We start from the raw sequence: 21254 nt of genomic DNA on the forward strand, positions 1-21254 counted from the left end.
ACCGGACGGCGGGCCGAGGCGCTCACCCTGTACGCCGACACCCGGCGGATGCTGTCCGCCGAACTGGGCGTCGAGCCCGTGCCCGCCAGGCCCGACCCGCTGACCGACCCGCTCGGCTCAACTCCGGGCGGCCGCTTCGGCGGCAGGCCCGACCCGCTGGCCGGCCAGCCGTCGTCGGCGCGGACCCAGCGCATGCCCGCGCGGGCCGAGGTCGCCCCCGATCCGCTCACCGACCCGTTGTCGGCCGATCCGCTGTCCACGGGCAGGCGGAGCCGTCCCACGCCCCGCTCCCACGAGCCGGCGTCCGATCCGCTGGCCGGCGACCCGCTGTCCACCGGGCACCTTTCCACTGGCCACCTCGCCGCCGGGCGCATCTCCGGCGACCCGCTCTCGACCGGCCCGATCCCCGGCCGCCCGGCGAACGCGCCGAGCGGACGGTTCCCGGCCGGCGACCCGCAGCCCACCCCGGCCGCCTCCCGCCAGGAGCAGCCGCAGAGCTACGCGTGGAGCGGCACGGCCGACATCCTCGACGATCCCGCACCGGCGACCGGGCCCTGGCCGGCGCCGCCCGCGCAGGCCGTCCAGTCCTTCCCGGCGGTCGGGCAGGGCGGGGGCCGTCCGGGCGGCGAGTCCTACGGCGGCAGCTCCTACGAGGTCCGCGCCGGTTGGGCGATGATCGACGAATCCGACACCGTCACCGGCCCGTCGCCCGCGATGTCCACGCCGACCGGCCCCAGCAAGATCGTCTCTCCCACCGGCTACGGTTACGGCTCTCCCGGTGAAGACCTCCTTTCCGGTCACACCGAGCGGCGGCCCTCCCCCGCGCCGGGCGAGCCGGGCGCTCCCGGTTCGAACAGCACCTGGCCCACGTACAGCGAGCTGTACGGCCAGCCCGAGGCCGGAGCGAGCTCCGACGCCGGCCGCGGATCCGCCGCCGGACGCAGCGGCAACCACCGCGCACCCGACCCGGACTATCCCGACTATTACCGTTAAGACTCCGATCTCCCCCCGCGGTCTGCAAAGGGATCCCGCAGGCCGCTGAAATCCCCATGCCCAGGGGCATAGGGTCTGCAGCATGACAGCGAACACTCAGCGTGATGGTGCGGTGTCGTTCCGTCACCTCCGCTCCGTGCTCAGACACGACCTGCCCGCCTCCCTGGTGGTCTTCCTGGTGGCCGTGCCCCTGTCGCTGGGCATCGCGGTCGCCTCCGGCGCGCCGCTCATCGCCGGACTGATCGCCGCGGTGGTCGGCGGCGTCGTGTGCGGCCTCTTCGGCGGCTCCGCCGTACAGGTCAGCGGCCCCGCGGCCGGTCTGGCCCTGGTCGTCTTCGACCTGGTGCGGACCTACGGCTGGCGGGCCACCTGCATGATCACGCTCCTGGCGGGCGTCCTCCAGCTACTCCTCGGCCTGTTCAGGGTGGCCCGCGCGGCGCTGGCCGTCTCACCCGCCGTGGTGCACGGCATGCTGGCCGGGGTCGGCGCGGTGATCGCGCTGTCCCAGCTCCACGTGGTGCTGGGCGGCAGCCCGCAGCGATCGGCGATCGAGAACATCTCCGAGCTCCCCGCCCAGCTCCTCACCGACCATACCGACGGCGTGTGGGTCGGCATGATCACCGTCGCCGTGCTGGTGCTGTGGGCCAAGGCCCCCCACCCGCTGCGCGCGGTGCCCGCCCCGCTCGCCGCCCTGCTGGTGGCGGCGCTCGCCACGAGCACCCTCGGCCTGCAGGTCACCCGGGTCGACCTGGCGAAGAGCATCCAGGGCTGGCAGTCCCCGATCTGGCCGCAGGGCGACTGGCACGCGCTGGCCGGGGCGGTGCTGCTGGTGGCGCTGCTGGCCGGAGTCGAGTCGCTGCTGTGCTCGGTCGGGGTCGACAAGCTGCACGACGGCCCGCGCGCCGACCTCGACCGCGAGCTGACCGGTCAGGGCCTGGCCAACCTGGTCAGCGGGGCCCTGGGCGGGCTGCCGGTGGCGGGCGTGATCGTGCGCAGCACCACGAACGTGCGGGCCGGTGGCCGCAGCCGCTGGTCCACCATCCTGCACGGGTTCTGGGTGCTGGTCTTCACCACCAGCCTGGCCTGGGCCGTCCAGCTCATCCCGATGGAGGCGCTGGCCGCGCTGCTGGTCTTCACCGGCATCAAGATGATCGACCTCGGCCACATCCCGCACCTGCGCGGGCACGGCGAGGTGCCGGTCTACCTGGTCACCTTCTTCGGGGTCGCGCTGCTCGGCCTGGCCGAGGGGGTGCTGCTCGGCCTGGCGCTGGCGGCGCTGCTCGCGCTGCGCAGGCTGACCTGGGTGACCATCCAGGTCACCCCCGAGCCGGAGGGCCGCTGGCACGTGCTGATCGGCGGCTCGCTGACCTTCCTCGGGGTCCCGCGGATCACCGCCGGGCTGTGCCTCGTCCCCGCGGGCGCAGCCGTCGATCTCGACCTCAACATCGACTTCATGGACAACGCGGCCTTCGAGGCCCTGCACGCGTGGCGGCTCGGTCACGAACGGTCCGGCGGCACAGTGGACATCGACGAGATGCATGACGAGTGGTACGCGATGGCCGCCAGCGGCGACCGGATGTTCCCGGCGAAGACCCCGCCGCTGATCCCCGAACGCTGGTGGCTCCCCCTGGGCCACCGGCAGCGCAGGCGGGCGAGCGGCCCCGGCGAGACGCCGCCGGCCTCCGCGCGTGGCGAGGGCGCCGCACCGGTGGCCACGACCGGCCGGGAGCTGCTGGCCGGGGCGGGCGAGTTCCACCGTCGCACCGCGCACCTGGTCCGGCCGTTCCTCACCAGGATGGCCCGCAAGCAGGAGCCGGGGCATCTGTTCATCACGTGCAGCGACTCCCGGATCGTGCCCACGCTGATCACCGCGAGCGGGCCCGGTGATCTGTTCACCGTGCGCAACGTGGGCAATCTGGTGCCCCGGCGCGGGGCCGAGCCGTCCGACGACTCCGTGGTGGCCGCGCTGGAGTACGCGCTGCGGGTGCTCAAGGTGCGCACCATCACGGTGTGCGGCCACACCGGATGCGCCGCGATGACCGAGCTGCTGGAGGTCGGCGACGACCCCGCGGGCGAGCTGCCCGGGCTGCGGCGGTGGCTGCGGCACGGCCGTCCGAGCCTGGAGCGCTTCGCCACGGCGGTCGACGAGGGCGGCGGCACCTCGCCCATCGACCGGCTGTGCCGGCTCAACGTGCTGCAGCAACTGGAGCACCTGCACACCTACCCGATGGTGGAGGAGCTGGTCGCGGCGGGCCGGCTGGAGCTGGTCGCGCTGTACTTCGACATCGCCGCGGCGCGGGTCCACGTGCTGAACCGCGAAAGGTCCGACCCCGCGCCCGCCCCGGAGCCGGGGGCCGGTGAAGGTGGTTCCGCCCGCAGCGGACGGCTTGCGCTGGGGGTGAAATCCCCTGCTCATCAGCGGCGATCGCCCGAAGAATGACCCGTATGCGAACTTTGATCATCGGTGGAACGGTGTTCCTCGGCAGGGCGATCGTCCAGGAGGCGCTGCGGCGCGGGCATCAGGTCACGACCTTCAATCGCGGCGCCAGCGGTGCCGACGCACCCGGGGTCGAGGCGGTGCACGGCGACCGGCAGGTGACCGCCGACCTGGAGCGCCTGGCCGAGCGGCGCGAGTGGGATGCCGTGATCGACGTCTGCGGCTACGTCCCCCGGGTGGTCGGAGAGTCGGTGCGGCTGCTGTCCGGACGGGCCCCGACCTACGCCTTCATCTCCAGCATCTCGGCGATCTCCGAGTTCCCCGCCAAGGCGGTGAACGAGGAGTCGGCCCGCTTCGAGTGCGCCCCTGACGCCGGTCCCGACGACGGCGACTACGGCACGCTCAAGGCCGGGTGCGAGCGCGCGGTGGAACAGGGCTTCGACGGGAACCGGCTGATCATCGAGCCCGGCCTGATCCTGGGCCCGCACGAGAACGTGGGGCGGCTGCCGTGGTGGCTGACCCGGATGCAGCGGGGCGGGCGGGTGCTCGCCCCGGGCGATCCGGCCAAGCCGATGCAGGTGATCGACGCCCGCGACATCGCCGCGTTCACCCTCGACCAGGCCGAGGCGGGCACCGACGACCGGTTCCTGACGAGCGGGGAGCAGGGCAACACCACCTACGGCGGCTGGCTCGCCGAGTGCGCCCGGGTGACCGGCTCCGACGCCGAGCCGATCTGGGTGGACGACGACTTCCTGCTGGAACACGACGTGGAGCCGTGGACCGAGTTCCCGCTGTGGGTACCCAACAAACCCGACATGAAGGAACTCTGGGATATGTCTTCGGCCAAGGCCGCCGCCGCGGGGCTGCGCTGCCGCCCGGTCGCCGAGACGGTGGCCGACACCTGGGCCTGGCTCCGTGACATCCCTGTCGACCAGCGCAGTTTCCGCACGTCAATGCTGACCCACGGCATCGAGCCGGACAAGGAGGCGGCCATCCTGGCCGCCTGGGCCGCCCGCTAGGGGGACCATCACGCGAAACAACAACATTTCCTTCCTTCTTTTCAAAGGTGCTTACTTCCGGTGAGAAAAGGGGAAAGATTGTGAAACTGGGACCGAAGGGAGGCGAGTAACGATGGCGACACCGAAGATGCCGGAAGGCAAGCACCCGCCGCGCGTCCACGCCAAGCGACGCAAGGGTCGCGGCGAGGCCGCGGAGCGGACCTGGCACAAGCCCGACTACCAGATCGTCGAGGCGTCGATGGAGATGACGGCCTACTTCCTCACCCGGTGAGCGCGGGCCCGCCGTCCGGACTCCCGGACGGCGGGCCCCCGGCCGCACGACGACGAGGGGAACCACACATGCCCGTGCGACTCCCGGCCCCCGGCCCCGGCCTGCCGCGGCCCGTCTGAGGAGGCCGCGATGCGGTTACGCGTGCTCGGCACGGCGGCGGGCGGTGGCGTCCCGCAGTGGAACTGCGCGTGCCCCGGCTGCCGGGGAGCCCGAGCCCATCCGGAACGGCGGCGGCTGCACGCGTCGCTGGCGGTGGAGGCCGCGCCCGGCCGGGCCTACATCGTGAACGCCACCCCCGACCTCGGGGAGCAGGTCGAGTCGTGTCCCTGGCTGCTGCCCGGCCCCGGCCCGCGTGACACCCCGCTGGCCGGTGTGCTCCTCACCGACGCCGAACTCGACCACACGCTCGGCGTGCCCCGGCTGCGCGAGGCCGACGAGCTGGAGATCTGGAGCACCCCGGCGGTCCGCGAGGCGGTCGCCGAGCGGCTGGGCCTGGACGCGCTACTGGCGCCGTACGTGGGGCTGACCTGGCGCGGCCTGCCGTCCGGGGATGACTTCGAGCCGCTCGGGGGCCCCGGGGGCCCCGAGTGCACGGTCGAGGTGAGTTCGATCCCGCTGTCGGACAAACGGCCGCGCTACGCGGCCGGTCCCGGATCCCCGGAGGGCGACTGGGTGGTGGCGCTGTGGCTGCGCGACCGGGCGACGGGCGGGTCGCTGCTGTACGCGCCGGCGATGGGCGTCTGGCCGCCCGCGCTCGACGAGGCGGCGTACGCGAGCGACTGCGTGATCGTCGACGGCACCTTCTGGGACGACGAGGAACCCCTGCGGTCCGGCTTCTCCAAGCGCACCGCGACCCAGATGGGGCACCTGCCCGTCACCGAGACCGCCGCGCGGCTCACGGCGCTGCCGGGACGGGCGCTCTACACGCATCTCAACAACACCAGCCCGCTGGTCGATCCGGACTCGCCGGAGCGCGCGGAGCTGGCCGCGCTGGGCCTGGCAGTGGCCGAGGAGGGCATGGTGATCGAGCTGTGAGCACGGCCGAGGCGTGGGACGCCGCGGAGTTCGAGGCGCGGATGCGTGCCGTACCGGCGGCCCGATACCACCACCTGCACCCCTTCAACATGCGGATGCACGCTGGCGACCTGAACCGGGACGAGATCCGCGGCTGGATCCTCAACCGGTTCCACTACCAGCGGCACATCCCGATCAAGGACGCGCTGATCCTGAGCAAGCTGGACAGCGCCGAGCTGCGCCGTTCGTGGATCCGGCGGCTGCACGACCACGACGGCACCCGCGAGGGCGAGGGCGGCATCGAGCGCTGGCTGCGCCTGGGCGAGGCCGCAGGTCTCGACCGGGAGCTGCTGCTGTCCGGCGAGGGGGTGCTGCCGGGCGTGCGCCTGGCCGTCGAGGGTTACGTCGGCCTGTGCCGGCTCGGCTCCCCGCTGGAGGCCGTCGCCGCCTCCCTGACCGAGCTGTTCGCCCCCGACATCATGCGTACCAGGATCGCCGCCTTCGAGCGGCACTACCAGTGGGTCGCCTCCGACGGCCTCACGTACTTCAAGAACCGCGTCCCGCAGGGCTCGCGCGACGGCGTGGAGGCGCTCGCCCTGGTCCTGTCCTGGGCGGACGGCCGCGCCGAGCAGGAGCGGGCGGTCGCGGCGCTGTCCTTCAAGTGCGACGTGCTGTGGTCGCTGCTGGACGCGGTGGAACGGGCCTACCGATGAGCGCGGCCCCCGGCTGGCGGCCCCGGCTGCGCCGCGCGATCATGCTCCGCCACGACCCGGTTCGCGGGAAGGACCTGCTGGTCATGCCCGAGCGCATCGTGGTGCTCAACGAGGAGGCCGCCGCAGTGGTGCGCCTGTGCGACGGCGACCGCACGGTCACCGCCATCGCCGACGAGCTGGGCGCGGCCTGGCCCGGCGCGCCCGTGGACGACGTCGCCGAGTTCCTGACGCGGATCAAGGGCGAGGGGTGGGTGGAGTGAGCGAGGTCGCGGCCCCGTGGGCGATGCTCGCCGAGCTGACCCACGCCTGCCCGCTGCACTGCGCCTACTGCTCCAACCCCGTCGAGCTGATCGCCCGCGAGCGCGAGCTGACGACCGCCCAGTGGGAGCGGGCGATGGCCGAGGCGGCGGCGCTCGGCGTGGTGCACGCCCACCTGTCTGGCGGCGAGCCGCTGTTGCGGCCCGACCTGGCCGCGATCGTGGCGGCGGCGGCCCGGTCCGGGATCTACACGCAGCTCGTCACCAGCGGCGCCGGACTGCGGCCCGCGCGCATGGCCGATCTGGTCGCCGCCGGGCTGCACAGCGTCCAGCTCTCGGTGCAGGACGCCACGCCCGACGCCTCGGACCGCATCGCGGGCGGCCGGTGGTTCGCCGCCAAGGAGCGGGCGGCGGCGCTGGTGCGCGAGGCCGGCCTGCCGCTCGGCCTGAACGTGGTGCTGCACCGCCACAACCTCGGTGCGGTGGGCGAGATCATCGACCTGGGGGTCCGCTGGGGCGCCGAGCGGATCGAGCTGGCCAACACCCAGTTCTACGGGTGGGCCATGCGCAACCGCGACGACCTGATGCCCGGCCGCGAGCAGGTGAGCCGGGCGGAGGAGATCGTCCGGGAGCGGCGCGAGCGGCTGTCCGGGCGGGTGGAACTGGTCTGGGTGGTCCCCGACTACTTCGACGGCGTCGCCAAGCCGTGCATGGGCGGCTGGGGCGCGATCTCGCTGACCATCGCGCCCGACGGGCGGGTCCTGCCCTGCCCCGGTGCCTACGTGCTGCCCGGGCTGGACTTCCCTGACGTCAGGGAGCATCCGCTGCGCTGGATCTGGGAGGAGTCCGCGGCGTTCAACGCCTACCGGGGCACGGCGTGGATGGGCGGGCCGTGCGCGGGCTGCCCGCGCCGGGAGGAGGACTTCGGGGGGTGCCGCTGCCAGGCGTACGCGATCACGGGGGACGCCGCCCGCACCGACCCCGCCTGCTCGCTCTCCCCCGACCACCACCTGATCACCGGCATCGCCTCGGCGGGCGGGCCGGGACGGACGGCGGTCGTGGCCGATCGGAGGATGCCGGGCGACACCTGACGGCGGGCGGCGCTTGTGTGCACAACGCCGCGGAGCCGTGCCCGGTCGTGTCCTATCGTCGTGAGCGCTCGCCTCGGTTCTCGTCCCCCGAACACCGGGGCGAGCCCAGCGCGGGGGACAAGGGAGCGATTTCCCTCTAAGATCGACCTCTCCGGAATCCGCTTACTGGTGCGCAGGGAGCCCGCAGTGGCCACCAACCCCTTACCGAGGGTCGACACCACGTTTCCCAATACCGCGCGTATATACGACTACCTGCTCGGCGGCAAGGACAACTACGCCGCCGACCGCGCCGCCGCGCAACGCATGGTCGAGGTGAACCCGTCCGCCCCCCGCACCGCGCTGGCCAACCGCGCGTTCCTGCGGCGGGCCGTGCGCCACGCGGCCACCGAGGGCGGGGTGCGGCAGTTCCTGGACATCGGCGCCGGGCTGCCCACGCGCGACAACGTGCACCAGGTGGCGATGCGCGCGGCGCCGGAGTCACGGGTGGTCTACGTGGACCGAGATCCCGTGGTCGTGGTCCACGGGCAGGCGCTGCTGGCCACCAGCCCGCAGGTCACCGTGATCCAGGAGGATCTGCGCGACCCCGGCGACATCCTGGACCACCCGGAGACCCAGCGGCTGATCGACTTCGAGCGGCCGGTGTGCCTGCTGCTGGTGGCCGTGCTGCACTTCATCTCCGACCGCGAGGATCCCCTGGGCATCCTGGCGCATCTGTGCGGCGTCCTGGCCCCCGGCAGCTATCTGGTGATCTCGCACACCGTCGATGAGTCTCCCGCGCTGGTGATGAACGCCGCGCGGCGTGGCTTCCAGAACGCCGGTACCCCGCTCAGCCCGCGCGCCAGGCCGGCCGTGGAGCGCTTCTTCGACGGGTTCGAGCTGGTGGACCCCGGTCTGGTCGAGGTGGATCGGTGGCGGCCCGACGACCCCGTCCCGCCCGCTCTGTCGCCGTCGCCGTGGGTGCTGGTCGGCGGGGTGGGCCACAAGCCCTGACCGACCCGATCGGTCGTCCCGCTGGCCGGGTGCGACGCGTCTCGCTTTACTTACTTGGGAGACGAGGGGACCGGCGATGCGACTCGCGATCCACCGCCTGGCGGCGGCGTTAGTGACCATGCTCGGCACGACCGGCGTCGCCGTCGCGGCCGACGCCCCGCGCGACGCCGTCGCGGCGGCACGGGATGAGCCGGCCCCGGTCATGCTCGTCCTGGACGCCTCCGGCTCGATGGCCCAGCCGGCGGCGGACGGCGAGACCAAGATGGCCGCGGCCCGGCGCGCCGTGCGCTCGGTGGTGGAGGGCCTGCCCGCCGACGCGCGGCTCGGCCTGACCGTCTACGGCACGGGCACCGGCAACTCCGACGCCGACAAGCCCGCCGGGTGCCGCGACGTGAAGGTCCTGCACGAGGTCGGCACGCCCGCCGCCGAGCTGGTCGCCACGGCCGACGACATCGGGCCGCGCGGATATACGCCGATCGGCCGCGCGCTGCGCGCGGCGGCCGGGGCGCTGCCGTCCGAGGGCCCGCGCTCCATCGTGCTGGTCTCCGACGGCGAGGACACCTGCGCGCCGCCCGACCCCTGCGAGGTGGCCGCCGAGCTGGCCGAGAACGGCGCCGACCTGCGCGTCCACACGATCGGCTTCGACGTGGACGCCAAGACCAAGAAGCAGCTCGCGTGCGTCGCCCAGCAGACCGGCGGCTCATACACCGACGCGGCCGACGCCCGCGACCTCGCCCCCGCTCTCGACCGGGTGACCGGCATCGCGCTGCGCAACTACGAGCCGACCGGCACACCGGCGCGCGGCGCGGACTCCCCCGAGGGGGCCCCGCTGCTGCGGCCGGGCGACCACCTCGACCAGATCGACACCGGCGAGGCGAAGTACTACACGATCGACGTGCCGCCCGGGAACACCGCCTGGTTCGGCGCGACCGGGGTGTTCCCGGCGGCGTCCTCCGCCAGGGAGTCGGTCATGATCTCCCGTTACACGCCGGACGGCACGCGCTGCGCCTGGCGCGACACGGGCCACAGCAGCGCGGGCGATCCGGTCGTCCCGCTGGTCCGTAGCTGGACCACCGCCGATGGCGCGGACGCCCGTCGGCCCTGCGACCGTCCCGGCCGGTTCGTGGTCATGGTGGAGCGTGAGACCAGGCCCGCCACCGGCGACCCGGCATGGCTGGAGCTGGGCGTCCGCCTGGAGGCCCCCGTCCCGGGCGACCCCGGCCCCGCGAGGGGGACGGACGAGGTCGCCTTCGCCGAACCCTCGGGCGACGCCGCCACGGACGTCACCGGCGGCGGGTCGTTCGCCACCGCGGGCACCCTGTCCGGTCCCGGCCGCTACGCCGACACCGTGCACCCCGGCGAGTACGTGTTCTACCGGGTGCGGCTGGACTGGGGCCAGGGCCTGGCCTACCGGGTGCGGCTGCCCGAGTCGGCGGAGTTCGGCGCGCGCGTCCTGACCAAGACCTACCTGTACGGCCCCGCCCGCGCCCAGCTCGCCGAGTCCGGCACCGTCTGGTACGACGGCCGGACCGCCACGCTGCCCCCCGGCGGCGACGCGATGGCCACCCGGCCGGTCCGCTACCTCAACCGCGAGCTGACCGCCACCAGGGGCCAGGCCGTCGCCGGGTGGTACTACATCGCGGTCAAGTACGGCAGCCGCCCCACCCTGCGCGGCGAGGTCGCCTATCCCCCGGTCGAGATCGGGCTCGACGTCTCGGTGACCGGCGAGCCCGAGCCGGGTCCCGCCTACGAGACCGCGCCCGCCGTCCCGCCGTCCTCCGATCCGCGGCCTTCCGCTCCGGCGACCGAGCCGCCGACGCGGCCCGCACCCTCGCCGGCGAATGGGGGCGCTTGGGGGGCTCTGTCCGATGCCGGGCCGGTGGTGTGGGCCGGAGTCCCGCTGGCCCTGCTGGCGCTGGCGGGATTGATCGTGATTCTGGTCCGCCGACGTCCCCGTTAGCGCCATGATCACGTTACGCTGTGCCATGATCCGGCACGGCCCCGCCGGACGCGCGCGAGGGAAAACGGGTGCACCACATGTCAGACGACCTCCACGAACCGAGCGAGAACCGCGCCAAGCGGCAGCGGGTGGTGGAGGGGATCGACCACACCAAGCCGAGCGTGGCCAGGGTCTACGACTACCTGCTCGGCGGCAAGGACAACTATGCGGTCGACCAGCGGGTGGCGAGCATGCTGTTGCAGCTCGCGCCCGACGCCCCCGAGGCGGCCCGCGCCAACCGGCAGTTCCTCGGCCGGGTGGTGCGCCACCTCGCGGTGAACGCGGGCATCACCCAGTTCATCGACATCGGCTCGGGCTTACCCACCCGGGGCAACGTGCACGAGATCGCCCAGTCGGTGCTCCCCGAGGCGCGGGTGATCTACATCGACAATGACCCCACCGTGCTGGCGCACGGCCGGGCGCTGCTGGCCAAGACCCTGGGCACCGCGGTCGTGGACTGCGACCTGCGCGAGCCGGAGACGCTGCTCCACGACAGCCAGGCGACCGGGCTCGTCGATCTGTCCAAGCCGGTCGGGATGCTCCTCTTCGGCATCCTGCACCACCTCAACGACCACGAGCGGCCCGAGGTGATCGCCGCCGGCCTGCGCGACGCCCTGCCGTCCGGCAGCCACTTCGCCCTCTCGCACTTCTGCAATCCGGGGGCGGCGCATCCAGAGGTGGCCGAGCACGCCAGGGCCGCCGAGCGGGTGTTCAACCAGCGGCTGGGCACCGGGCGCTGGCGCAGCCGGGAGGAGATCCTGGCCTACTTCGGCGACTGGGAGCTGCTGTCCCCCGGGCTGGTGCCGCTGTCCGAGTGGCGTCCCGCGCCAAGCGACGACACCCGGCAGTCGATCACCTACCACGACTTCGTCGGGGGCGTCGCGCGCAGACCCTGACGCGATCGGGGCCGCCTGGCCCGGCGGCGATTCCTGGTGGCCTGCCGTCCATGTACTTCTTCACCCGAAACTGACCACCCGTCCGCGACACGAGGCGAACCAGGCGCCGCCGGGCCTGCCGTCGCCATCGGCCACGGTCTGGTGCCCGCGCACGTGCAGCACGTCAGCGTGTCGGGGTCGCACCCGCACATCGCGGTGCTCACCCCCAGATGGGACCGGTGACCGCCGGGGGCGGGATCAAGTCCGCTGCACCTGCGCCAGCAGCCGGGCCTGCTCCCGCTTCAGGGTGGTGAAGGAGTGCTGCACGTAGGGCCACAGGCCGTTCCGGGGGAAGTCGATCAGCGAGATGTGGTCCTTCCAGTCGGCGGAGTCGAAGCCGTCCTCCTGCCAGTGCGCGAGGACGGCCTCGTAGCCGATCACGTGCGCGCACAGGTCCTCCAGGCACTTGGGCAGGTGGTCCTCCACCAGCAGGTCGGCCCGGGTGATGACGATCTCCGCCATCCGGCGGTTCAGCGGCATGTAGACGTGCGTCATCCACCGCCGCCACGTCGCCATCTGTGACGGCGTCGGCCGGGGCGTGCCGGGCGCGAAGCTCTGGCGCGGCCACATCTCGCCCCACAGCCGGTCGCTCGCCTCCATCAGCGCGAACAGCGGCCCGTAGAACTCGGCGAGCTGCCGGCTCACCCGGTCGAGCCGGTCCTTGCGCCGTGCCAGCCGCAGGTTCGTCACGTAGGTCACGATGAGGCCGGCGACCGCCAGCAGCACCGTCACGCCGAGGGTGATCGCCGCCTCCAGTCCCACAACAGGACAAGCTAGCCCTCCCCGGCCCCGTGGTCCACCGCTTAAATTAATGCTTGACTTATATAAGGCTGGACTGACATTCTCGATGCCATGCAGGCCTTCGAGGTGCTCGGCGACCCGGTCAGGCGCCGCATACTGGAGCTTCTCGCCGACGGCGAACGGCACGCCGGGGCGATGGGCGGAGTCATCCGGGCGGAGTTCGGGATCTCCCAGCCCGCGGTGTCGCGGCACCTGCGGGTGCTGCGGGAGTCCGGATTCGCGAGCGTCCGCCCGGTCGGCAACCGGCGTCTGTACGCCGTCGAGTCCGCCCCGCTGCGGGAGATCGACCTGTGGCTGGCGCGCTTCCGCCGCTACTGGAACGCGCGGCTCGACGCCCTGGGCGCCGAACTGGCACACGGCAGGCATGCGCACCGCGCGGAAGGACCGCAGCGGGCAACGCAACCGGAACACGAGGAAGACACATGACCGACATCGTTCAGCAGGTCAACGCCACCCACCGGGAGATCGGCGACCTCGCGACGAGCACCGGCGCTGGGCGTTCACTGCTGCTGCGCCGCACCTACGACGCCCCGATCGAAGACGTGTGGAGCGCCTGCACCGAGGCCGACCGGATCGGCCGCTGGCTGGCCCCCGTCGAGGGCGACCTCCGGCTCGGCGGCACCTACCAGCTCAAGGGCAACGCGGGCGGCGACATCCTGCGCTGTGAGAAGCCCAGCCTGATCGCGGTGACCTGGATCTTCGGCGAGGGCATGCACACCGAGCTGGAGGTCCGCCTGACGCCCGGCGCCGACGGCGGGACCGTGCTGGAGCTGGAGCACACCTCGTCGGCCGAGATCGTCGACGCGCTGGTCCGCGCGCATGGTCCCGGCCACACGATCAGCATGGGCTGCGGCTGGGACCTCACCCTGCTCGGCCTCGACATGCACCTGCGGGGAGACGAGTTCGACCCGGCGACCTGGGGCGGCACCCCCGAGGGGCGGGACTTCTCCATCCGCGCCTGCCACGCCTGGGGGCCCGCCGTCCAGGCCGCCTGGTCCACCGACGACGACGCCCTCGCCGCCGCCATCGCCTTCAGCACCCGGCACTTCGTCCCCGCGCCCGCGGACCCCTCGGGCGACTGACCCCGGCCGCCCCTGGGTCGTCGTCCGTCAGCCCGAGGAGGACCGACAGCGGGCCGGGCCGGCTCGGCGGGCAGGTGGTGGACGCGGTCGGCCAGGCCCACGCGTTCGATGGCCCACATGGCCGCCAGCGGGTCGGCCCGGCGCCCGGCGAGCAGGTGCGGCAGGTTGACGTTCTGGAGCACGTCCAGGGACGGCATCAGGTTGTAGGACTGGAAGACGAAGGCCGCCCGCTCGCGCCGCAGGACGGTGAGCTGATCCTCGGTCGGCTCGCCGAGCGGCTGGTCCGCCGGCGTCACGCTGCCAGAGGTCGGCGTGTCGAGGCCCGCCGCGCAGTGCAGCAGGGTGCTCTTCCTGGACCCGACGGGCCCATCACCGTGGCCCCCTAGACGAAGACCACTCCGCCATCCCCGCCCTCGGCGAACTCCTGGCCGACCGCGGCCTCACCCTCGTAGCCGAAGTCCTCGCCTCCGGCCTCTACCAAGAACCCCCCGACCGCACCAACGACACCGACTTCACCTTCGGCCTGACCCGAATCATCGCCGGCATCGAAGCCCTCACCCCGCCTCCCCCACCCGCCGCCTGAGCCCGCCAGAGGAATTCAGTCCTCCGGGGCACCGCACGATCAGGCTTTCTCGTGGCCAGATGGAGATTCGGGGATCGTCGGCGAGGCGCCGACACCCCCTCGGCCCCAGGGGCGTCCCATCAGAGGCGCGCCTCGCCCTCCCCCGGCGCCACCGGCACGTGAACCGACTGCCGCCACTCCAGTGCCTCCGGAACCGTTTACAACGTACCGTGATCAGAACCGCCGACCGACTCGGATGTGCCCGTTCTCGTTGCCCTCTCCGGGCTGGATTGGGCGTGCGGCGGGTCCAAGCGCCCGGCCGGGGTGGACGGCGGAACAGCGGCGGGACGGGCGGGGGCAGGAGGCCCACTGGGGCCTGTCCGTGCAGGGGAATGTGGGGAAGGCGGACGAGTCGGCCTGTAGGCCGGGTTTTGTGCCTGCCCCGTAGGGCGGGCGGCGGCCATCCATCTAGGGCCGTCGTTGCCGACGGCCTCAAGCGGTCTACCCGCGCGGCATCGGGCGGGCAGCCCTCGAACGTCGCGCGCGGGGTGGTCCTTTCGGGCCGCCCCTTCTTGACCTTGCTCCGGGTGGGGTTTACCTAGCCGCCCACGTCGCCGTGGGCGCTGGTGGTCTCTTACACCACCCTTTCACCCTTACCTCCCGGCGGGCCGGGAGGCGGTCTGCTCTCTGTGGCACTGTCCCGCGGGTCGCCCCGGGTCGGTGTTACCGACCACCCTGCCCTGTGGAGCCCGGACCTTCCTCGGCGGGCCCCTTACGGGACCCGACGCGACCGCCCGGCCGGCTCGTCCGCCGTCCTTTCAGCTTAGCGTTTCTCAAGCGCGTTCCAACCGATCAACAAGCGCGGACCGGTCGAATGGGACAGGTCACCGGCCGGGAGGGCGGTGGCACGAGCGGCGGTCGTGCCGGCAGCCCCGGAGTCCGGCACGACCGCTTCTTGGGCGGGGGAATCAGCGCAGGTGGGCGGTGTCGTTGAAGGACTTCACCACGGCGGGCCCGTCGGCGTAGTACTCGATCATGGACAGGCAGGCCAGGTCGAGGTGCATGCGGTAGAGGGCCGCCGGGGGCGCCGCGAGGGCGAGGCGGAGCAGGGTCTTGATCGGCGTGACGTGCGACACCGCGAGCACGGTCTTGCCCGCGTGGTCGGCCAGCAGGCGTTCCAGGGTGTCCTGAACCCTCTCGGCCACGGCCTCGAAGCTCTCGCCGCCGGGCGGGGCGGCCTCGGGGTCGGCGAGCCAGGCCTCGAAGGCGTCTGGCCAGCCGCGCCTGATCTCGGTGAAGGTGCTGCCCTCCCAGTCGCCGAAGTCGGTCTCGCGCAGGCCGTCCTCGATGATGATGGGCAGGCCCGAGCGGGCCGCGACCAGTTCGGCGGTGGCCCGGGCACGGGCCAGCGGCGAGGACACGATCACCTCGATCTCGTACGGCTTGCGGGCCAGCCGCGCCGCCGCCGCCTCTGCCTGGGCCACGCCGTTCGGGGTGAGCCCGACGTCGCCCTTGCCGGAGAAGCGGCGCTCTACCGAGAGCGGGGTCTCGCCGTGCCGCAGGAGCAGCAGGGTGGTGGCCGCCGTGGTCGGGCCGCGCCAGCCGGTGCCCTTACGGGACAGCGGGTCGGTCTCCTCCTCGGCGAGCAGGGAGGCGACCTCGGACTCCTCGTCGGCGGGCCGGGCACTGGCGCTCCAGGCCAGGCCCTTGGCCGCGGCGTCCATGGCCTCGTTGGCCAGGCGGTCGGCGTGGCCGTTGCGCTCACGGGGGATCCAGGTCCAGGTGACGCGCAGGCGCCGGGCGAGCGCGGCGGCCTCGACGGCGAGCGGCCGCAGCCCCTCGTTCTTGATCTTCCAGCGCCCGGACATCTGCTCGACGACCAGCTTGGAGTCCATCCGGACCTCGACCGCCGAGCCCTCGCCGCCGAGCGACAGCACGGCGGCGAGGCCGGAGATGAGACCTCGGTATTCGGCGATGTTGTTGGTGGCGACCCCGATGGCCTCGGCGTTCTCGGCCAGGACCGCGCCGCCGGGGTCCTTGACCACGGATCCGTAGCCGGCGGGGCCCGGGTTGCCCCGGGATCCGCCGTCGGCTTCGACCACGAACTCCGTGGCGGAGGCGGCAGGGCTCACAGACCGGACTCGGGGGTGCGGACGAGGATGCGGCGGCACTCCTCGCAGCGGACGACCTCGTCGGGGGCGGCGGCCCTGATCTGGTTGAGGTCGGCGATGGACAGGGAGACCTTGCACCCCTGGCACCGCCCGCCGCGCAGCATCGCCGCGCCGACGCCGTACTGGCCGCGCAGCTTCTCGTAGAGGGCGAGCAGGTCGGCGGGGATGTCTGTGGCGATGCCGGAGCGCTTGCCATCCGTCTCGGCACGCTCCTTGTCGATCTCGGCGAACGCGGTGTCGCGGCGTTCCTCACCGGCGGCGCGGACCGTGGCGGCCTCGTCGCGCTCGGCGGTCAGGGTGGCGACGCGGGCGTCGGCCGACTCGCGGCGTTCCATGATCTCCAGCACGACCTCTTCGAGGTCGCCTTGCCTGCGCCGCAGGGAGGTGATCTCGGACTGCAGGCCGGCCAGTTCCTTGGGGGATCCGACCTGGCCGGAGTCGAGGCGCTTCTGGTCGCGCTCGGCGCGGCTGCGCACGGCGTCGACGTCACGCTCGGCCTTCGCCTGGTCGCGGGCGAGGTCGCCGGACTCCGTCTCGGCGCTGATCACCTGTGTGGACAGGCGGGCCTGACGTGCCGCCGCCTCGTCGATCTCTGCCAGCTCGGGCAGCGTGCGGCGGCGGTGGGCCAGCCGGTCGAGGATGGAGTCGAGCTCCGCGAGCTGGAGCAGTCGCTTCTGGGCTTCCGGGGCTGCTTTCACTTCGTATCCTCGCACTGTGCTGTTGTGGTCCAGGCGTCTGTGACCGTCGGGGAGACGCGCGTCTCAACAGTAATCCCCCGCGCGGCGAGGCGGGACGCCAGACGGGCGGCGGCGTCGGCCAGCCACGGCCATTCGGTCGCCCAGTGCGCGGCGTCGAGCAGTGCGGGCCCGCCGTCCTCGACGAACTCGCTCGCGGGGTGGTGGCGCAGGTCGGCGGTGAGGAAGGCGTCCACGCCCGCGGCCCTGGCGGTGCTCAGCAGGGAGTCGCCGGCGCCTCCGCTGACCGCGACCTTGTGCAGGACGCGTTCGGGGTCGCCCGCCACGCGCAGGCCCCAGGCGGTGCGCGGCAGGCCGTTGGCGGCGTGGGCGGCGAACGCGGCCAGCGTCATGGGGGCGGGCAGGCAGCCGATCCGGCCGAGGCCGCGCGTGGGGTCGCCGGGGGTGGGCAGCAGCGGCACGAGGTCGCCGGTCAGGCCGACGGCCCTGGCCAGGGCGTCGGAGACGCCGGGGTCGGCGGCGTCGGCGTTGGTGTGCGCGGTGTGCAGCGCGATGCCGTTCCTGATCAGGGTGTGCACGACCCGGCCCTTGGCGCTGGTCGCGGCGACGCTGGTGGTGCCGCGCAGGTAGAGCGGGTGGTGGGCGACGATCAGGTCGGCGTTCCAGGTCAGTGCCTCCTCGACGACGACCGCGACCGGATCGACGGCGAACAGCACCCGGTGGACCTTCGCGGCCGGATCACCGCAGACCAGGCCCACCGCGTCCCACGACTCGGCCCAGGCGGGCTCGTACATCGACTCGATCTCCGCGACCACGGCGGCAAGCGTTGCTCCTGGCACGTTGCGCACCTTACCCGGCGCTCATACTGTAAGCGCATCCTGACACGGGAGGGCGGGCATGCCCACTGTCGCGATCATCGGCGCGGGGTTCGGCGGACAGTGCACGGAGATTCGGTGGCGAGCCGCTGGAATCGCGTCGTTCACGGTTTTTGAGAAGGCCGATCGGATCGGCGGCGAGCGGCGGGGCAACGCGCATTCAGGATCGGGGTGCGATATCCCATTCCATTTGCATTCTTACTTTTTTGAAAAATATTCCACCCGGACTCGCCGCCATTACGCCGCGGGCATTCCCACGGGTAACGTCGTCCCCGGACATGCCAAGGACCTGAGGAGGGGCTGAACGCGATGCCGCCCGAGGAGCCGCCCGGCGTCCCGCCGGACATGCTGGCGGACCTCGCGGAGCTGGTGCTCTGCGAGTCCTACTCCGCCGACCTGGCCGCGGTCGCGCGCAGCGCCGCGACGGTCGCCGCCATGGGCCGCCGGATCCTCGGCGAGCCGCCCGAGTCGATCCTCATCGACGGCGTGACCCACCTGCGCTGGAGCTTCGGCGCGCCGCGCGTCCTGGTGCTCGGCCACCACGACACGGTCTGGCCGATGGGCACGCTGTCCACCCATCCATGGTCGGTCACCGACGGCATCGCGCGCGGCCCCGGGGTCTTCGACATGAAGTCGGGGCTGGTCCAGGCGTTCCACGCGCTGGCGGCGCTGCCGTCCCTGGACGGCGTGACCCTCCTCGTCACCGGCGACGAGGAACTGGGCTCGACGACCTCCCGCACGCTCATCGAGGACTGCGCGCGCGGCCTCGCCGCCACGTTCGTCCTGGAGGCCAGCGCCGACGGCGGCGCGCTGAAGACCGCCCGCAAGGGGGTCTCGCGCTATGAGCTGGTGGTGCGCGGCCGGGCCGCGCACGCGGGCCTGGAGCCCGAGCAGGGCGTCAACGCGGGCGTCGAGCTGGCCCACCAGGTGATCGCGATCGCCGCCATGGCCGAGGGCGCGACCACCGTGACCCCGACCCTCCTGTCGGCGGGCACCAGCCCGAACACCGTGCCCGCCACCGCGCGGATCAGGGTCGACGTCCGGGTGCCCGACCAGGCCGCCCAGGAGCGGGTGGACGCGCTGATGCGCGGCCTGACACCCACGCTGGCCGAGGCGCGGCTGGAGCTGATCGGCGGCCCGAACCGCCCGCCGCTGGAACCGGCCTCCTCACGGGCGCTGTTCGAGCTGGCCGAGGGGATCGCCGGCGACCTCGGCATCGGGCCGCTCACCGGCATCGCCGTGGGCGGCGGGTCCGACGGCAACTTCACGGCGGGGATCGGCTGCCCGACCCTCGACGGCCTGGGCGCGGTGGGCGGCGGCGCGCACGCCGACCACGAGCACGTCGTCCTGGCGGAGATGCCGCGCCGTACGTCCCTGGTCCGCGAGCTGGTCAGGGCCGTGCTCGACGGCGAGACCGGACGAGGGGCCGGATGACCGGCGAGACACCCGGCACGGAGCGGGGCGAGGGCCCGCGACCGTCCGGGGTCGAGGTCCGCGAGCTGGACGACCTGGACGAGTTCGAGCGGGTGTATCGGCTTTTCGATGAGATCTGGCGGTTCGGCTCGGGCGCCGCGCCGGTCACCGTCGAGCTGATGCGGGCGCTGGCGCACTCCGGCAACTACGTCGCCGGGGCCTACGCGGACGGCGAGCTGGTGGGCGCGTCCGTCGGCTTCCTGTCCGCCCCGGCCGGGCGGGCGCTGCACTCCCACGTGACCGGCACCCGCGAGGGCGGCGGCACCGGGTTCGCGCTGAAGCTGCACCAGCGCGAATGGGCGCTGGCCAGGGGGCTGGACACGATCACCTGGACCTACGACCCGCTGGTGCGCCGCAACGCGCACTTCAACCTGACCAAGCTGGGCGCGCTGCCCACGGAGTACCTGCGCGACTTCTACGGCGTGATGGACGACGCGATCAACACCGGCGAGGAGTCGGACCGGGTGCTCGCCTCATGGGACCTCAACGCGCCCCGCGTGGCCGCGTGCTGCTCGGGCGTGCCGTACCGCCCGGCGGTGTCGCTGGAGGCCGCCGTCGCCCTGGAAGATCGCGGCGGGCGGCCCCTCGCCCAGTTGACCGGGGCCGACGTGGTGCTGGTCGCGGTGCCCGCCGACATCGAGCTGACGCGCCGCCGCGATCCGCTGCTGGCCAGGGAGTGGCGGCTGGCCGTGCGCGAGACGCTGGGCGGCCTGATGGACGGCGGCGCGCGGGTGACCGGCTTCCATCACCGGACCTACTACGTAGTGGAGAAAGCGTGAAGATCACCGGAGTCGAGCTGCGCCGGATCGCGATGCCGCTGGTCTCGCCGTTCCGCACATCCTTCGGCACCGAGACGGCCCGCGACGTGCTGCTGGTTCGCGTGGTGACGCCCGAGTCGGAGGGCTGGGGCGAGTGCGTGGCGATGTCCGAGCCGCTGTACTCCCCCGAGTACGCCGACGGCGCGGCCGACGTGCTGCGCCGGTTCCTGATCCCCGCGCTGCCCGAGCACGTGGACGCCCGCTTGGTCGGCGCCGCGCTGGAGCACGTCAAGGGGCACCAGATGGCCAAGGCGGCGCTGGAGGCCGCCGTGCTGGACGCGTCGCTGCGCGCGTCGGGGGAGTCGTTCGGGCGGTTCCTCGGGGCGGAGCGCGACCGCGTGCCGTGCGGCGTCTCGGTGGGGATCATGGATTCGATCCCCCGGCTGCTGGACACCGTCGAGGGTTACCTGGCGGAGGGATACGTAAGGATCAAGCTGAAGATCGAGCCGGGCCGCGACCTCGCCCCGGTGCGCGCGGTGCGCGAGCGCTTCGGCGACGACGTGCTGCTACAGGTGGACGCCAACGCCGCCTACACCCTGGCCGACGCCCCGCGCCTGGCCCGGCTCGACGAGTTCGGTCTGCTGCTGATCGAGCAGCCGCTGGCCGATGACGACCTGGTGCAGCACGCCGCGCTGGCCCGCCGCCTGGCCACGCCCATCTGCCTGGACGAGTCGATCACCTCGGCCGCCCAGGCCGCCGCGGCGATCACGCTCGGGTCCTGCTCGATCATCAACATCAAGCCGGGCCGGGTCGGCGGCTATCTGGAGTCCCGCCGGATCCACGACCTGTGCCGCGCGCACGGGGTGGCGGTCTGGTGCGGCGGCATGCTGGAGACGGGGATCGGGCGCGCGGCGAACGTGGCGCTGGCCGCGCTGCCGGGCTTCACGCTGCCGGGCGACACCTCGGCCTCCGGCCGCTACTTCGCCACCGACGTCACCGAGCCGTTCGAGCTGTCGGACGGGCATCTGGAGGTCCCGCGCGGGCCGGGGCTGGGGGTCGAGCCGCTGCCCGAGGTGCTGGCCGAGGTGACCACGGCCACCGAGTGGATCCCGCGTTAG

Annotated in this window: 21 protein-coding genes, 1 other RNA gene and 1 pseudogene; 17 read left to right on the top strand and 6 right to left on the bottom strand. The window is 73.1% G+C overall.

All coding sequences use genetic code 11. The features are described from left to right. The 11 genes from P3X83_RS36295 to P3X83_RS36345 form a co-directional block, all read left to right on the top strand. Positions 1–993 (top strand): BTAD domain-containing putative transcriptional regulator (locus tag P3X83_RS36295; protein WP_277309893.1); only part of this gene is annotated, 993 nt, incomplete at its 5' end. A gap of 82 nt (positions 994–1075) precedes the next feature. Beyond that, positions 1076–3433, top strand: a complete 2358-nt coding sequence (locus P3X83_RS36300) for a SulP family inorganic anion transporter (RefSeq protein WP_277309894.1) — start codon at positions 1076–1078, stop codon at positions 3431–3433. Between the two features lie 5 nt (positions 3434–3438). Continuing rightward, the gene (locus P3X83_RS36305) at positions 3439–4449 is read left to right on the top strand and encodes an NAD-dependent epimerase/dehydratase family protein (protein WP_277309896.1); all 1011 of its coding nucleotides are present in this window, start codon (positions 3439–3441) and stop codon (positions 4447–4449) included. A 112-nt stretch (positions 4450–4561) separates the two neighbouring features. Beyond that, positions 4562–4720 (top strand): pyrroloquinoline quinone precursor peptide PqqA, encoded by a 159-nt coding sequence (pqqA, locus tag P3X83_RS36310; protein ID WP_277309898.1) that lies wholly within the window; start codon positions 4562–4564, stop codon positions 4718–4720. Positions 4721–4849: 129 nt separating this feature from the next. Continuing rightward, entirely contained in the window at positions 4850–5755 is a 906-nt protein-coding gene (locus tag P3X83_RS36315; RefSeq protein ID WP_277309899.1) for an MBL fold metallo-hydrolase, read from the top strand. Further along, entirely contained in the window at positions 5752–6447 is a 696-nt protein-coding gene (gene pqqC / locus P3X83_RS36320) for a pyrroloquinoline-quinone synthase PqqC (protein ID WP_277309900.1), read from the top strand. Before P3X83_RS36315 ends, pqqC begins: the two co-directional genes overlap by 4 nt. Beyond that, positions 6444–6707 carry a pyrroloquinoline quinone biosynthesis peptide chaperone PqqD gene (pqqD, locus tag P3X83_RS36325; protein ID WP_277309901.1) on the top strand — a complete coding sequence of 88 codons (264 nt, stop codon included), beginning with the start codon at positions 6444–6446 and terminating at the stop codon, positions 6705–6707. The genes pqqC and pqqD overlap by 4 nt, the downstream gene beginning before the upstream one ends. Continuing rightward, the gene (gene pqqE, locus P3X83_RS36330) at positions 6704–7795 is read left to right on the top strand and encodes a pyrroloquinoline quinone biosynthesis protein PqqE (protein WP_277309902.1); all 1092 of its coding nucleotides are present in this window, start codon (positions 6704–6706) and stop codon (positions 7793–7795) included. Before pqqD ends, pqqE begins: the two co-directional genes overlap by 4 nt. Positions 7796–7981: 186 nt before the next feature. Then, positions 7982–8785 (top strand): SAM-dependent methyltransferase, encoded by an 804-nt coding sequence (locus P3X83_RS36335; protein ID WP_277309903.1) that lies wholly within the window; start codon positions 7982–7984, stop codon positions 8783–8785. Between the two features lie 76 nt (positions 8786–8861). After that, on the top strand, positions 8862–10745 hold the full coding sequence (locus P3X83_RS36340; protein WP_277309904.1) for a VWA domain-containing protein: 1884 nt from the start codon (positions 8862–8864) through the stop codon (positions 10743–10745). Positions 10746–10822: 77 nt separating this feature from the next. Next, a complete protein-coding gene (locus P3X83_RS36345) occupies positions 10823–11680 on the top strand; it encodes an SAM-dependent methyltransferase (RefSeq protein ID WP_277309905.1) in 858 nt (285 codons plus the stop codon). 237 nt (positions 11681–11917) lie between these two features. Here P3X83_RS36345 and P3X83_RS36350 read toward each other — a convergent pair whose 3' ends face one another. Further along, complete coding sequence (locus P3X83_RS36350) at positions 11918–12481, bottom strand: hypothetical protein (RefSeq protein ID WP_277309906.1); 564 nt, start codon at positions 12479–12481, stop codon at positions 11918–11920. A 90-nt stretch (positions 12482–12571) separates the two neighbouring features. On the opposite strand from P3X83_RS36350, the gene P3X83_RS36355 reads away from it, so the two are divergent. Together P3X83_RS36355 and P3X83_RS36360 are read left to right on the top strand one after the other, a co-directional pair. Then, positions 12572–12946, top strand: a complete 375-nt coding sequence (locus tag P3X83_RS36355; RefSeq protein WP_277309907.1) for a metalloregulator ArsR/SmtB family transcription factor — start codon at positions 12572–12574, stop codon at positions 12944–12946. Then, positions 12943–13602 carry an SRPBCC family protein gene (locus P3X83_RS36360; RefSeq protein ID WP_277309908.1) on the top strand — a complete coding sequence of 220 codons (660 nt, stop codon included), beginning with the start codon at positions 12943–12945 and terminating at the stop codon, positions 13600–13602. Before P3X83_RS36355 ends, P3X83_RS36360 begins: the two co-directional genes overlap by 4 nt. Before the next feature lie 98 nt (positions 13603–13700). Here P3X83_RS36360 and P3X83_RS43390 read toward each other — a convergent pair. From P3X83_RS43390 to P3X83_RS36380, 5 genes and pseudogenes are all read right to left on the bottom strand, one after another. Continuing rightward, positions 13701–13958, bottom strand: a pseudogene (locus P3X83_RS43390) (ATP-binding cassette domain-containing protein); the annotation flags it as partial. Positions 13959–14568: 610 nt separating this feature from the next. Then, positions 14569–14970: RNase P RNA component class A (rnpB, locus tag P3X83_RS36365), an RNA gene on the bottom strand. 162 nt (positions 14971–15132) lie between these two features. Continuing rightward, the gene (locus P3X83_RS36370) at positions 15133–16296 is read right to left on the bottom strand and encodes a bifunctional RNase H/acid phosphatase (protein ID WP_277309909.1); all 1164 of its coding nucleotides are present in this window, start codon (positions 16294–16296) and stop codon (positions 15133–15135) included. Next, a complete protein-coding gene (locus P3X83_RS36375; protein WP_277309910.1) occupies positions 16293–17033 on the bottom strand; it encodes a C4-type zinc ribbon domain-containing protein in 741 nt (246 codons plus the stop codon). Before P3X83_RS36375 ends, P3X83_RS36370 begins: the two co-directional genes overlap by 4 nt. Then, the gene (locus P3X83_RS36380) at positions 17030–17869 is read right to left on the bottom strand and encodes a Nif3-like dinuclear metal center hexameric protein (protein WP_277309911.1); all 840 of its coding nucleotides are present in this window, start codon (positions 17867–17869) and stop codon (positions 17030–17032) included. The genes P3X83_RS36375 and P3X83_RS36380 overlap by 4 nt, the downstream gene beginning before the upstream one ends. A 58-nt stretch (positions 17870–17927) precedes the next feature. On the opposite strand from P3X83_RS36380, the gene P3X83_RS36385 reads away from it, so the two are divergent. Genes P3X83_RS36385 through menC form a run of 4 tightly spaced genes read left to right on the top strand, consistent with a single transcriptional unit; the run spans position 17928 to position 21254 of the window. After that, on the top strand, positions 17928–18209 hold the full coding sequence (locus P3X83_RS36385; protein ID WP_277309912.1) for an NAD(P)-binding protein: 282 nt from the start codon (positions 17928–17930) through the stop codon (positions 18207–18209). Positions 18210–18214: 5 nt separating this feature from the next. Then, complete coding sequence (locus P3X83_RS36390) at positions 18215–19339, top strand: M20 family metallopeptidase (RefSeq protein ID WP_277309913.1); 1125 nt, start codon at positions 18215–18217, stop codon at positions 19337–19339. Continuing rightward, a complete protein-coding gene (locus tag P3X83_RS36395; protein ID WP_277309914.1) occupies positions 19336–20157 on the top strand; it encodes a GNAT family N-acetyltransferase in 822 nt (273 codons plus the stop codon). Before P3X83_RS36390 ends, P3X83_RS36395 begins: the two co-directional genes overlap by 4 nt. Beyond that, positions 20154–21254 carry an o-succinylbenzoate synthase gene (gene menC / locus P3X83_RS36400; RefSeq protein ID WP_277309915.1) on the top strand — a complete coding sequence of 367 codons (1101 nt, stop codon included), beginning with the start codon at positions 20154–20156 and terminating at the stop codon, positions 21252–21254. The genes P3X83_RS36395 and menC overlap by 4 nt, the downstream gene beginning before the upstream one ends.

It is taken from the genome of Spongiactinospora sp. TRM90649, from assembly GCF_029382225.1.
In the GTDB taxonomy this organism is placed as follows: Bacteria; Actinomycetota; Actinomycetes; order Streptosporangiales; family Streptosporangiaceae; genus Spongiactinospora.